At 24.5% G+C, this 14,187-nt stretch carries 20 protein-coding genes; all 20 read right to left on the bottom strand.

The window, feature by feature from the left end:
• Nucleotides 1–419: 419 nt before the first annotated feature.
• The 20 genes from OC705_RS00895 to rplR all read right to left on the bottom strand — a co-directional run bounded on the left by OC705_RS00895 (nucleotide 420) and on the right by rplR (nucleotide 14,181).
• The gene (locus OC705_RS00895) at nucleotides 420–827 is read right to left on the bottom strand and encodes a hypothetical protein (protein ID WP_304512455.1); all 408 of its coding nucleotides are present in this window, start codon (nucleotides 825–827) and stop codon (nucleotides 420–422) included.
• Nucleotides 828–951: 124 nt separating this feature from the next.
• Entirely contained in the window at nucleotides 952–2,532 is a 1,581-nt protein-coding gene (locus OC705_RS00890) for a methionine--tRNA ligase (RefSeq protein ID WP_304512454.1), read from the bottom strand.
• Between the two features lie 15 nt (nucleotides 2,533–2,547).
• The gene (rsmI, locus tag OC705_RS00885) at nucleotides 2,548–3,420 is read right to left on the bottom strand and encodes a 16S rRNA (cytidine(1402)-2'-O)-methyltransferase (protein WP_304512453.1); all 873 of its coding nucleotides are present in this window, start codon (nucleotides 3,418–3,420) and stop codon (nucleotides 2,548–2,550) included.
• A 21-nt stretch (nucleotides 3,421–3,441) separates the two neighbouring features.
• Nucleotides 3,442–4,386: a hypothetical protein gene (locus OC705_RS00880; RefSeq protein WP_304512452.1), complete on the bottom strand. Its 945-nt coding sequence runs from the start codon at nucleotides 4,384–4,386 to the stop codon at nucleotides 3,442–3,444.
• Nucleotides 4,387–4,391: 5 nt separating this feature from the next.
• The gene (gene tmk, locus OC705_RS00875; protein ID WP_304512451.1) at nucleotides 4,392–5,012 is read right to left on the bottom strand and encodes a dTMP kinase; all 621 of its coding nucleotides are present in this window, start codon (nucleotides 5,010–5,012) and stop codon (nucleotides 4,392–4,394) included.
• 96 nt (nucleotides 5,013–5,108) lie between these two features.
• Nucleotides 5,109–6,110, bottom strand: a complete 1,002-nt coding sequence (locus tag OC705_RS00870; protein WP_304512450.1) for an energy-coupling factor transporter transmembrane component T family protein — start codon at nucleotides 6,108–6,110, stop codon at nucleotides 5,109–5,111.
• Between the two features lie 4 nt (nucleotides 6,111–6,114).
• Nucleotides 6,115–6,966 (bottom strand): ATP-binding cassette domain-containing protein, encoded by an 852-nt coding sequence (locus tag OC705_RS00865; protein WP_304512449.1) that lies wholly within the window; start codon nucleotides 6,964–6,966, stop codon nucleotides 6,115–6,117.
• A complete protein-coding gene (locus OC705_RS00860) occupies nucleotides 6,942–7,763 on the bottom strand; it encodes an energy-coupling factor transporter ATPase (protein WP_304512448.1) in 822 nt (273 codons plus the stop codon). The genes OC705_RS00865 and OC705_RS00860 overlap by 25 nt, the downstream gene beginning before the upstream one ends.
• 146 nt (nucleotides 7,764–7,909) lie before the next feature.
• Nucleotides 7,910–8,266, bottom strand: a complete 357-nt coding sequence (rplQ, locus tag OC705_RS00855; protein WP_304512447.1) for a 50S ribosomal protein L17 — start codon at nucleotides 8,264–8,266, stop codon at nucleotides 7,910–7,912.
• Between the two features lie 45 nt (nucleotides 8,267–8,311).
• Complete coding sequence (locus OC705_RS00850; RefSeq protein ID WP_304512446.1) at nucleotides 8,312–9,277, bottom strand: DNA-directed RNA polymerase subunit alpha; 966 nt, start codon at nucleotides 9,275–9,277, stop codon at nucleotides 8,312–8,314.
• Nucleotides 9,278–9,292: 15 nt separating this feature from the next.
• Nucleotides 9,293–9,685 carry a 30S ribosomal protein S11 gene (gene rpsK, locus OC705_RS00845; protein ID WP_304512445.1) on the bottom strand — a complete coding sequence of 131 codons (393 nt, stop codon included), beginning with the start codon at nucleotides 9,683–9,685 and terminating at the stop codon, nucleotides 9,293–9,295.
• Between the two features lie 8 nt (nucleotides 9,686–9,693).
• The gene (rpsM, locus tag OC705_RS00840) at nucleotides 9,694–10,092 is read right to left on the bottom strand and encodes a 30S ribosomal protein S13 (RefSeq protein WP_304512444.1); all 399 of its coding nucleotides are present in this window, start codon (nucleotides 10,090–10,092) and stop codon (nucleotides 9,694–9,696) included.
• A 22-nt stretch (nucleotides 10,093–10,114) separates the two neighbouring features.
• Entirely contained in the window at nucleotides 10,115–10,231 is a 117-nt protein-coding gene (gene rpmJ / locus OC705_RS00835) for a 50S ribosomal protein L36 (RefSeq protein WP_213680435.1), read from the bottom strand.
• A gap of 21 nt (nucleotides 10,232–10,252) precedes the next feature.
• Nucleotides 10,253–10,465 (bottom strand): translation initiation factor IF-1, encoded by a 213-nt coding sequence (infA, locus tag OC705_RS00830; RefSeq protein ID WP_004995558.1) that lies wholly within the window; start codon nucleotides 10,463–10,465, stop codon nucleotides 10,253–10,255.
• Between the two features lie 31 nt (nucleotides 10,466–10,496).
• On the bottom strand, nucleotides 10,497–11,243 hold the full coding sequence (gene map, locus OC705_RS00825) for a type I methionyl aminopeptidase (RefSeq protein WP_304512443.1): 747 nt from the start codon (nucleotides 11,241–11,243) through the stop codon (nucleotides 10,497–10,499).
• A 70-nt stretch (nucleotides 11,244–11,313) separates the two neighbouring features.
• Nucleotides 11,314–12,576: a preprotein translocase subunit SecY gene (secY, locus tag OC705_RS00820; protein WP_304512442.1), complete on the bottom strand. Its 1,263-nt coding sequence runs from the start codon at nucleotides 12,574–12,576 to the stop codon at nucleotides 11,314–11,316.
• A gap of 28 nt (nucleotides 12,577–12,604) precedes the next feature.
• Nucleotides 12,605–13,042 (bottom strand): 50S ribosomal protein L15, encoded by a 438-nt coding sequence (rplO, locus tag OC705_RS00815; RefSeq protein WP_304512441.1) that lies wholly within the window; start codon nucleotides 13,040–13,042, stop codon nucleotides 12,605–12,607.
• Between the two features lie 45 nt (nucleotides 13,043–13,087).
• Nucleotides 13,088–13,270, bottom strand: coding sequence for a 50S ribosomal protein L30 (gene rpmD, locus OC705_RS00810; RefSeq protein WP_304512440.1), 183 nt, complete (start codon nucleotides 13,268–13,270; stop codon nucleotides 13,088–13,090).
• Complete coding sequence (rpsE, locus tag OC705_RS00805; RefSeq protein WP_304512439.1) at nucleotides 13,267–13,791, bottom strand: 30S ribosomal protein S5; 525 nt, start codon at nucleotides 13,789–13,791, stop codon at nucleotides 13,267–13,269. The genes rpmD and rpsE overlap by 4 nt, the downstream gene beginning before the upstream one ends.
• Before the next feature lie 36 nt (nucleotides 13,792–13,827).
• The gene (gene rplR / locus OC705_RS00800; RefSeq protein WP_304512438.1) at nucleotides 13,828–14,181 is read right to left on the bottom strand and encodes a 50S ribosomal protein L18; all 354 of its coding nucleotides are present in this window, start codon (nucleotides 14,179–14,181) and stop codon (nucleotides 13,828–13,830) included.
• Nucleotides 14,182–14,187 lie beyond the last annotated feature (6 nt).

Below are 14,187 nucleotides of genomic sequence, written 5' to 3'. Positions count from 1 at the left end.
TAAAAAGATTCTTTATCCTTGACCATCCAGACTTTTATTTCCGGATTAGTAAACTTAATTACTTAGTTTTAGGATTCTCCAAGTTACACTAAATTTCTACCTTAATTCTTTAGGGGAAGTATCCTCTCATTAAGAGGCTGATTCCAGGTTTTCTTCACTTGATAAACTACTCAATACATCGATAATATATTAGTAGACTCTGGACTGTCCGTTTAAGCAACTTCCGGAAAGGTCTTATCATTACATCATTTCCCTTCTTAGGCCATTTCAGGCTTCTCCATGGAATTATTCGGTGGCGGAGTCCTTCTTAACTAATTTGCTTTCGTCGCAACCCGCTTTTATGGTCTGCTCTAATCAGGCATTCTTTCGTTTGACTGACCGACCATATCCTTTCAGGGTTTATCGGCCCTGGCTATTGGTTAAATAGCACGAAATTTAGGCATCTTTTGGCGCCCATCAATAGATAATAAAGATTTAAAAATTATATACCATGAGATATTTCTATTTTGAGGCAAAAAACCTTTTAATTCCCATTGCAAACAACATTCTAAAATGAATAATAAATCTGTATTGACGATTGTATAATCATGATTTCGGGAATAAAAATCATGAAAACTATTAACATAATGATGTCTTTGATTCATTTCTAAAACCCATTTACGAATAGACAAATTGAAATAATTGCGACCTAAATCTAAAAAAGGCTGCATAGCTTTATTTTTAATATTTTTATTTAAACAATAATCATACATGCCAAATTCTTTTCTTAAAGCACATAAAGAAATATCAGAGGCGTACGGATATAATTCATAAGGTATTATTCTCATTTGCAATCCTTTTTAAATAATTTAATTTAAAATTTATTATTATATCAAAAATAAAGATTAAATATTTTTAAGTTTATTCATCAAAATAATAAAAATTTTTTATATATAAAGAAAATATAACTAATTAAAAAAATATTTTTAAATTTTCTTTTTCAAAACGTTGGAAAACTTTATCTTTCTTAGGAAATACATTTTTACTTTTAGTAATACCAAAAAATGTTAAACTTTCAAAAGTATTTTTTTCCGATCGAATTTGATCTAAAATATATTTAGCTGTAGTAGGTAAAAAAGGTTGCAATAAAACACCAATAAAACGTAAAATTTCTATTGTATTATATAAACAATAATTTAATTTATTCATATTCTGAGAACAATTACTTTTGAATAATTCCCATGGTTTCATTAAATCAATATATTTATTACCATAACGAGCTAAATTCATAACATGTTCAATAGCTTCAGATATTTTAAAATCTTTCATACATAAACGAATATTTGGTAACACTGAAATAGCAAAATTTGATAATTTTAATCCCAATTCATCTTCAAAATTATTAACTTTAATAACTTTATTATCACAATATTTTTGTAACATACCTAAAGAACGACTTAATAAATTACCAATAGTATTTATCAAATCCGTATTATAACGTTCAAACATTAAATCATAAGTTAAACAACCATCAGAAACATATGGAATTTCATGTAAAACAAAATAACGAATAGCGTCAATAGGAAAAATTTTATTTAAATCATCTACATAAATTACATTTTGAGTAGATTTAGACATTTTTCGATCATTAAATAAAACCCAAGGGTGAATTAAAAATTGTTTAGGTAAAGGCAATCTTAAAGCAAATAAAAAACTCAAATAATAAATTAAATGAAATCTAACAATATCTTTGCCTATGATTTGCAAATCAGGCGGCCAATATTTAACTAAATTTAAATGATCATACCATATTTGAGAATCATTTTTACTAGGATCGTCTAATAAACTTGTAATATAATTGCTTAAAGCATCGAACCAAACATAAGTAATATGCGAAGAATCAAAAGGAAAAGGAATCCCCCATTTAAAAGAAGTTCTTGAAATTGATAAATCTGCTAAAGGTTCTTTTAATAAATTTAAAATTTCTTTTCTACGTGCAAATGGCTTAATTAAATCAGGATGATCTTGTAAATATTTTAAAACAATTGGTTGATATTTTGATAATTTAAAAAAATAAACTTCTTCTTTCATCCAAATTGGAGTTTCACCGCTAGGCAATTTCTTGTCAATTAAATCTTTATCGGAAATATAACTTTCTTCGGCGATAGAATACCATCCTTGATAAACACCTAAATAAATATCTTTTTGTTTAAATAATTGATCTATAAATTTTTGAACATATTTTTTATGCTTTTCATCAGTGGTACGGATAAAATAATCATATTGAATATTAACAGACGTATAAATACGTTTGATTTCGTTAGAAATATAATTAACATATTCTTGATTGGACATCTTATTTTGTACAGCTTTATTTTCTATTTTTTGACCATGTTCATCTGTTCCTGTTTGAAAAAAAACAGAATATCCTTCCATTTTTTTAAAACGTGATATAGCATCTGCCAAAATCATTTCATAAACATTGCCTATATGAGGCAAAGCTGAAGTATATACTATCGAAGTAGTAATAAAAAATTTATCTTTTTGAGACATATCAAATAATTTTAATTACTCCTTAAATTCTAATTTATCCAATTTTATCTGGAATTGATTATAAATTTGTTTTTTAGATATATTGCGTTCTCTAGATAAAAATCTCAAGGCTTCTTTTCGAGAATATCCTTGTTTCAATAAAAGTAAAAAATGTTCTTCCAAAGATAAATTTTGATATGGTAACAAAAATTTATTTTTATCAATAATAATGACATACTCCCCTTTTAAGGATAATTTGCTTTTTTCTTTCAAAATCTCATTAATATCTCCATAAATAATAGTTTCAAACTTTTTTGTTAATTCTCTAGATAAATTAATATTTCTATTAACGTAAATTTTTTGGATTGATAACAAAGTATCTAATAAGCGAAAAGGAGATTCAAATAAAATTAAAGATCCTTCAAAAAAACAATATTTTAATAAAATATTTTCTTTTTGTATTCTTTTTTTAGGTAAAAAACCTAAAAACAAAAAAGGTAAATCGAAAGTAGAAATACTAAAAGATGTTGTAACAGCAGAAGCTCCTGGTAAAGGACAAATGTAAAATCCTGATGCTTGCACCTCACGAACTAACAATAAACCCGGATCGCTAATCAAAGGAGTACCTGCGTTACTAATAAGGGCTAAATTTTTATTTTGTCGCAATAAAGATAAAACCTGAGAAATTCGTTGTTTTTCATTAAACTTATGAAATGACAATAAATTGTTCTTAAATTTATAAAATTTCAAAATTTTATAAGCTTGACGAGTGTCTTCAGCTAAAATAAAATCTACTTCTTTCAAAATATTTAAAGCTCTAAAGGTTAGATCTAACATATTACCTATAGGAGTAGCAACTAAATATAAAGTAGCTTTTTTATCTTGGAAAGTTTTTTGAATGTATAACATAATTCATATCCATCATAACTATTATTTTTTTTTAATTTCTAAAATTAAAGCTAACCAACAAAATTTATTTTCCATTTTTAAACTCATAGGTTCTAAATCATTGAAAATCTTTAACCAATTTATAATTTCTATTTCTGGTAAAGAAAACAAATTATTTATTTCAAATAAAGAGCTCGGAAAATTATTCATGGTTTTTCCTGTTTTTTGATAAAATAACAAATCTAAAAAAAATTTACTTAATATAAATAAAAAATCATTAAAAAAATACTCATAATTCATCAAATTAAAAGTTTCATACAATAATTCATTAGAAAAAGATGTTTTTGGAAAATTTTCCAAAAAAATTAAAAAAAATTTTTTTAAATTAAAAAAATAATTTTTATTCAATAAATAAATTTCTTGTTTATTCACTTCTTTTAATAAATTAAATAATATTTTATCCAAAATATCTTTTTGTAAATCAGAAATATTCGATAAATAATTTTGAGAACAAGGATGCCAACATAATAATTGAGCTCTAGAAACGATTGTAGGTAAAACTAAATTACGATCTTCGGTTAATAAAATCCCCAAAATATTTTCGTTTATAGGATTTTCTAAAAAATAAAGCAAACTATTAGCTGCGTTATAACTAATCTTTTCTATAGATTCTATAACATAAATTTTTTTTTTCTGAATTAAAGAGGTTTGTGTAAAATAATTATACATTTCTAAAATTTGTTGTTTACCCACAGAAATATTTTTATCATCACGCAAATAATAAAAATTAGGATAATTATTTTCTATAATCATCTTTTTTAAAATCTCAGGATTAATAATATCTGTTTTTAAAAATTCATAAACTAAATCTATAATTAATGATTTTTTTATTCTCACATCAAAAGTAGTTTCAATCAAATATAAATGAGATAATTTTTGATCACGCATTAACATTTTAAAATATTCTATTAAATAATTATCAGACATAATATTTATATATTTAATCCAAATGATTCACGTAATTTATTTAAAATAATCATATTTACTTCCTCAAAAGAAAGATTATTAGCGTTAATTTTAAAAATTCTTTTCGGATATAAATGGCAAAGTTTTAAATAACCTTTTCTAATTTGTTGATGCCAAAATAGTTGTTGCGCGTCAAATCCTTCTAATTTAGATTTATTTCTAGCATATAATCTTTTTAAAATTATTTTAGGTTCCAAATCTAAATAAAAAGTAATATCTGGTAATAACTGATGAGCTAAAGGATTAATTTTTCTAATAAATTTAATACCTAATTTTCTCACATAACCTTGATAAACAAAAGAAGAATCTAAATATCGATCACAAATAACAATCTTATTATTTAATAAAGCCGGTTTGATAACTTGTTGAAGATGTTCCGTTCTATCTGCCGCATATAATAAAGATTCTGTTAAAAAATTAATTTTATTATGGGTATCAATTAAAATTTTTTTTATCGATTTAACTAAATTACAACCGCCAGGTTCTTTAGTCATAATTACTGGATAACGATTTTTAATAGTTTGAAACAAAGATAAAACATGAGTTGTTTTACCAACACCATCTCCACCTTCAAAAGAAATAAACATAATCTTTACCTTTAACTTCCATATTAAAATAAAAAATAATAGATTTTCACTAAAATAATTATTGATCTTAATATTAATTTATAAATTAATTCAAAATCAAACAAAAAAAGTCCATAATAATAATAATAAATGAAAAAACAATATCAAATAATCTTGATAACTCATACAATAATAGGTCAATTTTGTACGCGAAGCTCCTAAAACATAACCTCGCGACTCCATAGCATTAGCTAAAATTGAAGATTTTTTAAAAGAAAGAACAAAAATTGGTATTAATAAAGCAATAAGATAATAAATTTTTTTAAAAATATTATGAGTGTTTAAATCAATACCTCGAGAAGTTTGTGCTTTTATTATTTTTTGTGATTCAGATAATAAAAAAGGTATAAACATATAAATTAATGATAATAACATAGTTAAAGTTTCCAAAGGAAAATTAATTTTTTTCAGAGGTTTTAAAATAAATTCTAATCCATCATTTATTTCCATAAAAGATGTTGTCCAAGCGAATAAAGTAAAAACAACAAAAATCATTAAAATACGTATAATAACAAAAAAAGTTTTCCATATATAACTAGAAGATAAAAATAATATTTGAGTTTCATTAATAAAACAATTTTGAGAAACAAATAAACCCGGTAACAAAAACATAATTATCAAAAAAAAATAACTATACACACCATTTAAAAAAAAATATTTAAAAATAAAAAACAAAAAAATGATTAAACACCAAATATAAAATTTATTCCAAATTAAAATTTTAATATCATCGCTTGATTTAGAAATAGTAGATAAATTAAAAATTAAACTTAATATAATTAACCAATTTAAATGCGAAAATTTCTTAAATAATTTGATCCATGAATAATGAGTTTTTTGAAACAACCAAAATATTAAAAAACAATTAACTATTAATATAACTATATAAAAAACAATATTTACCAAATCTTTATGTATAAAATCGAATGTCAAATTTAAACCTAAAATAATTTTTAACCAACACAAAAAAATAAATATTTTAACAGTAGGATTAATTGAATATAAAAAAAAACTATTACGATATGATACTATATTGTTTTTATAATTTTTTGATATCATATCTTCAAATTCCACCTAGATAAAATTTACGTAAATAAGATAAAAATTCCTTTTCGGAATAAACCGGATGAAAAGGAATATTAAAAGATTTTTGCATTAATTTTAAAATACGAAAAGTTTGAGGCTCATATAAATTAAATTTATGTAATTTAAAAGTTTTAAAAAAAAATTCTTTAGAATTATCAAAAATAATATTACCTTTGTCCATAAAAACAACACGAGTAGCATATTGAGCTACCAAATTCATATCATGAGTAATACAAATAATTGTTTTTTGTTCTATTTGATAAAGATCTTGAAAAATTTTCATTATATCTGCATAACCCTGAGCATCCAGTCCTCTTGTTGGTTCATCTGCAATAATAATTTGCGGTTCCATAATCAAAATTCCTGCAATAGCAACTTTTCTTTGTTGACCTCCAGATAAATTAAAAGGAGAAGTATTTATAAAATCACTACTAATTCCGACTTTATTTAAAATTTTTATAGCTTTTGTTTTTAATTCACATTTGTTTTTAATATCAGTTGTAAAAGCAAAAAGAACATCTTTTAAAACAGTAGATTCAAATAATTGATATTCAGGAAATTGAAAAATTAAACCTATTTTTCGTCTTATATTAGCCAAAAATGCTGAAGAAGTTTTATCATTAATAATTTTATCAAAAATGTTTACTATACCCAATTTAGTCAATAATAAGCCATTCATTATTTGTACTAATGTAGATTTTCCCGAACCTGTAGGGCCGACAATGGCAATAAATTCTTGATTAGGATTAATAGATAAATTAATTTTATTTAAAGCACAAACGCCATATTTAGTATAAGAAAAACTTACATCTTTAAATTGTATTGCCATAAAAAATCCTTTAATTTAGACAAAATAATAGGTGGTTGAGATAAGCGATTAAAATCTTGTTGCAATTGATAATAAAGTTTTAAAAATAAAGGTAAATTAATAAAATTATTTTTTAAAAATATTTCATCTTTCATAAAATTAATAGGAATATCTTTTTTTACAAGATTACCTTTTTGTAAAAAAATAATTTCATCACTTCGAAAAGCAAATTCCCAATCATGTGTAATAGTAATTAAAGTTATATTATTTTTTCTATGAATATCTTGAATAATATTATAAATTTCTTGAGTTCCTTGAGGATCTAAAAAAGATGTAGGTTCATCAAAAATTATAATTTTTGGTTCCATAACCAAAACAGATGCAATAGCTACTCGTTGTTTTTGGCCTCCAGATAATTCTTGAGGATTGCAATCTAATAAATGCAAAATGTTTAACTTCTTAGCAATATTAAAAATCTTTTTTTTCATTACTTCACGAGATAAATTTTGATTTTCTAATCCAAAAGCAATATCATGTTTTACATCACAACCAATAAATTGATAATCTGGATTTTGAAAAATAATACCCATACGAGAACGTAATAAAAATAAATTTTCTTCTGTTAATGCAATATTATCAATAAAAACCCGGCCTTTTTGGATAGGCAATAAACCAACCAAAATTTTAGATAAAGTAGATTTTCCCGAACCATTACCGCCTATAATTGAAATCCATTTTCCAGAATTAATGGAAAAATTCAAATTTTGTAAAATTTCAACTTCTTTATAACTAAAATACAAATTTTCAACACAAATCATAATCTACCTTAAAAAATCTAATATTTTTTTGTATTTTCTTCAATTTTTACTCAAATTCAAAATTATTAGAATACAAAAGAGAATAAAAAAATACATAAATTTAATCAAAAATTAAAAGACGAATATAAAATAAGATATTTAAAAAATCAAACAAAACGAATAATAGCCATAGGAGCAGAATCACCACGACGAAATTCAGTTTTAATAACACGTGTATAACCACTTAATCTATCATTATATTTAGGTGCAATTTCATTAACTAATTTACGTAAAATTGTTTGATTATTACTAAATGTTTGATTAAAAAATAAATTTAAAGCTCTTCTATGATTAGCTAAATTTGATGTTTTAGTCAAATTAATAACCTTGTCCATAATACGACATAATTCTTTAGCTTTTGGTAAAGTGGTAGTTATTTGTTCAGCTATTACTAAACTAGATACTAAATTCTTCAATAAAGCTTTTTTTTGAGATTTATTACGTCTTAATTTGCTAAAACTCATAATAAATAGTTTCCCTCTCTTTTAAATTTTTATAATTTATTAAAATTATTCTAATTTATTTAACATACCAAAATGCAAATCTAAATTCTTCATTTTTTCTTTAAGTTCTTCAAAAGATTTTTTACCTAAACTACTTAATTTAGTAATTTCCTCTTCTTGATGACTAACTAATTCTCGGACAGTAAAAATTTTAGATTTTTTTAAGCTATTTAATAATCTAACTGATAATTCTAATTGCTCAATTTTAAAATCTAAAGCATGATTGTGATGTGATTTTTCAGGTTCTTGAATAAAATTTATTTTTTGAGTTTCTTCTGATAATTCAACCAAAACAGCTAAATGATCTAATAAAATTTTAGCGGCTAAAGATAAAGCTTTTTTAGGAGTAATAGCGCCATTAGTTTCTATTTCTAAAATTAACTCTTCTTTATTTCCTAATTTAGATTCTACATGAAAAGTACTTCGAATAATAGGGGTATATATAGAATCTATAGCGATAACACCAAATTCACCACAATTATAAATTTTATTTTCTTCAGATCCTTTATAACCGATGCCTCTACGAACAGTTACTTCCATTTTTAATTTTGCATTTGAACTTAAAGTTGCTATCACATGAGAAGGATTAATAACTTTAATTCCAGCAACAGGTTTAAAATCTGCTGCTGTAACTTCCTTAGGTCCTGTCGCATCTATTTCTAATTTTTGTTCAAAATCCTCTATAGAATCATAATCGGAACTTAAAATTACTCCTTTTAAATTTAATAAAATAGTCATTACATCTTCTGTGATGCCTTCTATAAAACTAAATTCATGTTTAACACCTTCAATTTTAACATTAACAATAGCAATCCCCGGCAAAGAAGAAATTAAAATTCGTCTTAAAGGAGTTCCTAAAGTATTGCCATAAGTCGAAGATAAACATTGAATAATAAAACGACTACAATTAGAATTATAATTTTCTTCTTCTTGAATTTGCATTATAGGTTTTAAAAATTGTAATTTTTTCATGTCAATATCCTTTTTTTATCCACGAGGACGTTTACGAGGTCTACAACCATTATGAGGAACAGGAGTAGCTTCTTTAAAGCATGAAACAAATAATCCTGCCTCTTTTAAAGCTAAAACAGTATCACGGCCAAGACCAATACCATTAAAACGAACTTCTACACTTTTAGCTCCATAAGTTTTAGTAGCTATTTCAGCAACATTTTTAGCTACTTGTTGAGCAGCAAACAAATTACTTTTACGACTACCACGAAAACCTAAATTACCAGCGCTTTTTTGTACAATAGTATTACCTTGTTCATCTGTAAAATTAATAATAGTATTATTAAAACTAGTTTTAATATGAATAATCCCTACAGGAATATTTTTTTTAACTTTTTTATCTTTTTTTATTTGCTTTTTGGAAGACATAAATTAAATTATCCTCTTTTTTTGATGTTATTATTTTTTTTAACCGAATCAGACAAATTTATTTGTCGATTTCTTCGAGATGTTTTAGCATTGTTACGAGTATTTTGTCCTCTTGCTGGCAACCCCAAATTATGCCTTCTACCTCTATAAGAATTAATAGCTATTAAATTTTTAATATTCATTAAAGCAAGTTCTCTTCTGAGTAAACCTTTTTCATTTAATTTATTAATTTCTGTTCTAATAGCAGTTAATTGAGATTCTTGCAAATCTTTCACTCGAATATTACCATCAATATTAATTGATTGCAAAATTTTACGAGAAGTTTTAATCCCTATACCGTAAATATAAGTTAAACCAATTAAAATACTTTTAGTACCAGGAATATCTGCTCCTGCAAGTCTTAACATTTAAAATATACTCCTTTCTGTATCAACCTTGTCTTTGATTATGACGACGTTGTTTTTTGTTAATCACAAATACTTTTTTATTACGTCGAACAATAATATCATCAGCACTACGTTTTTTTACAGATGCACGCACTTTCATAATTTTAAATTCCTTTACAATTTATAATTTATAACGATAAACGATACGACCTATATCTTTGGAATCTGAACTAAATTCTACTTTTACTTTATCACCCAAAGAAATATGAATATTATTTTTACGTATTTTACCTGAAATACAAGCTATTATATTTTTTTTATTAGGTAATTCTAATTTAAATTTAGCGCCAGGTAATGTTCCAACAACAGAAGCATCTATACTTATTTTTTCCATATAATAATCTCAAAAAACCCCTTATTAAAATTTATAATGTTAAAATTTCATAACCTTGATTAGTAACTGCGATAGTATGTTCGAAATGAGCACTCAAACTATTATCTTTACTAACCGCTGTCCAACCATCAGAAAGAATTTGAACTTCCTTACTACCCAAAGTAAACATTGGTTCAATACAAAAAGTCATTCCTGGTAATAATACATAATCTTTGTCTACAAAATTAAAATTAAAAATATAAGGTTTTTCATGCAAAGATTTACCAATACCATGACCAGAAAAACTTTCAATAATTCCATAATCATTAGAATTACCGATTTTAAAAATAGCATTTGAAATGTCTGATATTCTATTGCCCGGGCAAACTTGATCAATACCTTTATATAAAGCTTCTTCGGTATCTTTCAATAATTTAATAGTTTTATCCGGAATATTACCTATAGCATATGTAAAAGCAGCATCTACAAAATAACCTTGATATTTAATTCCTATATCTAAAGTTATAATATCGCCGTTTTTTAAAATTTGTTGATAAGAAGGCACTCCGTGTACTATTGCATCATTAACAGAAGTACAAATATGTCCTGGAAAACCATCATAATTTTTAAAAGCAGAAATTACTCCGTATTCTTGCATAAATTGATTAGCTACAAAATCTAACTTACCTGTAGATATTCCTTCTTTTAAAAAAAACATTAATTTTTTCTTAATTTGAGATAAAATTTTACCTGCCATTTTCATTATAGCGATTTCATCTTTGTTTTTAACAATTAACATAAAGCATTGATTCCATTTAGTATATTTTAATAAAAATATTTTATTTATTTAATTAATAATTCATAAAAAATTAAAATAATTTATTGTATAATTTATTAACATTAGTGCTAGTGGTAATTTTTTGTACAATTTCGATAGCTACACCCACTACAATTATAAGACTAGTTCCTCCTAAATTGAAAGTAGATAAACGATTTGATTTACTGAATAAAATAAAATTAATTATATCAGGTAAAGCAGCTAATATTGTCAAAGAAAAAGCTCCCATAAGAGTAACTTTAAACAGTTCTTTTGTAATTTTATAAACAGTCTCTTGCCCTGGTTTAACTCCATCTAAATAAGCATCTTGTTTAGATAAATTATTAGCAATTTCATAAGGATCTAACATTATAAAAACAGAAAAAAACGAGAATAACAAAATTAATAAAAGATAAACAAAAAAACCTAAACCTAAATAATAATATTGTGATTCTTGCAATTGAATAGTAAATTTTTTAAAATAATTATCCGCAGATAAAAAAGCGCCTATAGTCGGAAAAATATTAATAAAAGTATTAGCTAAAATAATAGGCAAAATACCAGAAGTATTAATTTTTAAAGGTATATGGTTTTGAATTTTATCATTTTGCTTATATGTAGCATAACTAATAGGGATTTTCAAATAAGAAGAACATAAAATAATAGTTAAAATTAATAAAATTAAAAAAGATAATAAAACTAAAATTTTTTGACTTGTACTGAAAAATGAATCATTTAACAATAAAGATTTAAAACTTTTAGATAAATTTTCACTTATACTTATAACTATAAAAATAGAAACTCCATTACCTATACCTTTATTTGTAATTAAATCAGATAACCAAATACAAATAAAAGATCCTACAATTAAAAAAAATACTACTTGCAAAACTAAAATTTTTTGTTTAGCAATATCAAAAAGTTGAGAACGCATAACAGAAGCCAAACCTTGACCAAAAGCTATTATTAAAGTAAGTAATCTAGTGATAAAATTAATTTTATACTTTCCAATAGAACCTTGTTCATGCCATTCTTTTAAAGAAGAAAAAATTTTACTAGCAATTTGTATAATAATAGAAGCAGTAATATAAGGCATCACTCCTAAAGATAGAAAATATATAGGCATAGAACTATTAAATATAGAAAGATCTCTTAAGATTAATTTTTTTAATTGTGCAAATTCTAAAATATTAAGAGGTATACAAGGGATATGTATATTTAAACCAATTACATAAATAAAAATAATAAATAAAGTTAAAAAAATTTTATTTATAATATGTTTTTTATCTTTAATAAAATTTACTAATATTTTCATTAAAATTTACCTTTTTTATTTTATTATTTTATACAACTTGAATCTTGCCTCCAGATTTTATAATAAATTCTTTTGCTTTTTTAGAAAATTTAACACCTTGTACTATTAATCTTTTAGTTAAATCGCCTTTAGCTAAAATTTTAATTAAATTGTTATTATTTTTAATTATTTTTTTTTCCATCAATAATTGTGGTGTTATTAAAGTATCATTTTCAAATATCTCTAAATCTTTAAGATTAACTAAAGAATATTTTTTTTTATTAAAATTATAAAATCCTTGTTTGGGAATACGTTGAAAAAAAGGAGTTTGACCACCTTCAAAACCTATACGTGTTTTTCCGCCTGAACGAGCTAATTGTCCTTTATGACCGCGACCACAAGTTTTACCTAATCCGCTACCTGGGCCTCTACCTAAACGCTTAATACTTTTGCGCGCTTTATAAACAGGTTTTAAAGAATTTAACATAAAAAACTCTCTTTCTTATTTAATAGAAAACAATCTATTTTAAAATTAAAAATTTTTGTCAATCGAAATCAAATGTTTAACAACATTTAACATTCCTTGTACTACAGCTTTTTCTTCCTTAATAACTTTTTGATTAATCTTTTTTAAACCTAATGCATGAGCTGTTTTTATTTGTTTAGGGGTTCTTCCAATTAAACTTTTACATAACTTAATTTGAATCTTATTCATTTAGCGATACCTCTAATACGATTTTTTAACGAAATTCCCCTAAGTTTTTCTGCATCTTGTATAGTCTTTAATTGCTTTAATCCGTTAAATGTAGCTCTTAAAACATTGATATGCGTACGTGAACCGAAAGTTTTTGTAATAATATCAGTAATACCCGCTAATTTAAAAATTGATCTTGCTGCTGTTCCTCCTGCTACAATACCCGTTCCTTTAGAAGCTGGTTTTAAAAAAAATTTAGTAGCTCCGAAACGACCTATAATTTCATGAGGAATAGTAGTACCACTTAAAGCGACACAAAATAAATTTTTTTTAGCTTTTTCAACAGCTTTTTTTATAGCTTCTAAAACTTCCTGAGCTTTACAAGAAGCAAAACCGACATTACCCTTTTGATCACCTACTACAACTAAAGCAGAAAAACGAAAACGACGCCCACCTTTAACAACTTTAACAATTTTACTAATTTTCACTATTTTCTCTTCTAGTGAAGAAAATTTTTTTTTATTAGATAATTCTCTTTTCATAAATGTCTCCATTTTTTTAAATAACCGAACATATTATTAAAAATTTAAACCTTCTGCGCGAGCAGAATCAGCTAAAACTTTAATACGACCATGATAAAGATATCCACCCCGATCAAAAACAACATTTTTAATACCTTTTGCCAAAGCTTTTTGAGCAATTATTTTGCCAATTTCCGAAGCTACTTTAGTATTAATAATATCATAGTTGATCTGTTTGCTATGAACGCTACATAAAGTAATACCTAAATGATCATCAATAATTTGGACATAAAAATATCTATTAGAATAAGAAACATTTAAACGGGGTTTTTGTGAACTACCTACAATTTTTTTTCTTAAACGTAAATGACGTTTTCGTCTTAAAAGTTGAGAAGATTCTTTTTTAATCATAAACCG

The sequence above is a fragment of the Candidatus Phytoplasma fabacearum genome (assembly GCF_030586805.1).
GTDB lineage: Bacteria > Bacillota_I > Bacilli_A > Acholeplasmatales > Acholeplasmataceae > Phytoplasma > Phytoplasma fabacearum.
Note: the sequence above shows the minus strand (reverse complement) of the source record. Positions and strands in the feature narration are given on the sequence as shown.

Excerpts from the sequence above, each read along its gene's own strand:
- OC705_RS00895 (WP_304512455.1), bottom strand. The coding sequence starts at position 827 with ATGAGAATAATACCTTATGAATTATATCCGTACGCCTCTGATATTTCT.
- OC705_RS00890 (WP_304512454.1), bottom strand. The coding sequence starts at position 2,532 with ATGTCTCAAAAAGATAAATTTTTTATTACTACTTCGATAGTATATACT.
- rsmI (WP_304512453.1), bottom strand. The coding sequence starts at position 3,420 with ATGTTATACATTCAAAAAACTTTCCAAGATAAAAAAGCTACTTTATAT.
- OC705_RS00880 (WP_304512452.1), bottom strand. The coding sequence starts at position 4,386 with ATGTCTGATAATTATTTAATAGAATATTTTAAAATGTTAATGCGTGAT.
- tmk (WP_304512451.1), bottom strand. The coding sequence starts at position 5,012 with ATGTTTATTTCTTTTGAAGGTGGAGATGGTGTTGGTAAAACAACTCAT.
- OC705_RS00870 (WP_304512450.1), bottom strand. The coding sequence starts at position 6,110 with ATGATATCAAAAAATTATAAAAACAATATAGTATCATATCGTAATAGT.
- OC705_RS00865 (WP_304512449.1), bottom strand. The coding sequence starts at position 6,966 with ATGGCAATACAATTTAAAGATGTAAGTTTTTCTTATACTAAATATGGC.
- OC705_RS00860 (WP_304512448.1), bottom strand. The coding sequence starts at position 7,763 with ATGATTTGTGTTGAAAATTTGTATTTTAGTTATAAAGAAGTTGAAATT.
- rplQ (WP_304512447.1), bottom strand. The coding sequence starts at position 8,266 with ATGAGTTTTAGCAAATTAAGACGTAATAAATCTCAAAAAAAAGCTTTA.
- OC705_RS00850 (WP_304512446.1), bottom strand. The coding sequence starts at position 9,277 with ATGAAAAAATTACAATTTTTAAAACCTATAATGCAAATTCAAGAAGAA.
- rpsK (WP_304512445.1), bottom strand. The coding sequence starts at position 9,685 with ATGTCTTCCAAAAAGCAAATAAAAAAAGATAAAAAAGTTAAAAAAAAT.
- rpsM (WP_304512444.1), bottom strand. The coding sequence starts at position 10,092 with ATGTTAAGACTTGCAGGAGCAGATATTCCTGGTACTAAAAGTATTTTA.
- rpmJ (WP_213680435.1), bottom strand. The coding sequence starts at position 10,231 with ATGAAAGTGCGTGCATCTGTAAAAAAACGTAGTGCTGATGATATTATT.
- infA (WP_004995558.1), bottom strand. The coding sequence starts at position 10,465 with ATGGAAAAAATAAGTATAGATGCTTCTGTTGTTGGAACATTACCTGGC.
- map (WP_304512443.1), bottom strand. The coding sequence starts at position 11,243 with ATGTTAATTGTTAAAAACAAAGATGAAATCGCTATAATGAAAATGGCA.
- secY (WP_304512442.1), bottom strand. The coding sequence starts at position 12,576 with ATGAAAATATTAGTAAATTTTATTAAAGATAAAAAACATATTATAAAT.
- rplO (WP_304512441.1), bottom strand. The coding sequence starts at position 13,042 with ATGTTAAATTCTTTAAAACCTGTTTATAAAGCGCGCAAAAGTATTAAG.
- rpmD (WP_304512440.1), bottom strand. The coding sequence starts at position 13,270 with ATGAATAAGATTCAAATTAAGTTATGTAAAAGTTTAATTGGAAGAACC.
- rpsE (WP_304512439.1), bottom strand. The coding sequence starts at position 13,791 with ATGAAAAGAGAATTATCTAATAAAAAAAAATTTTCTTCACTAGAAGAG.
- rplR (WP_304512438.1), bottom strand. The coding sequence starts at position 14,181 with ATGATTAAAAAAGAATCTTCTCAACTTTTAAGACGAAAACGTCATTTA.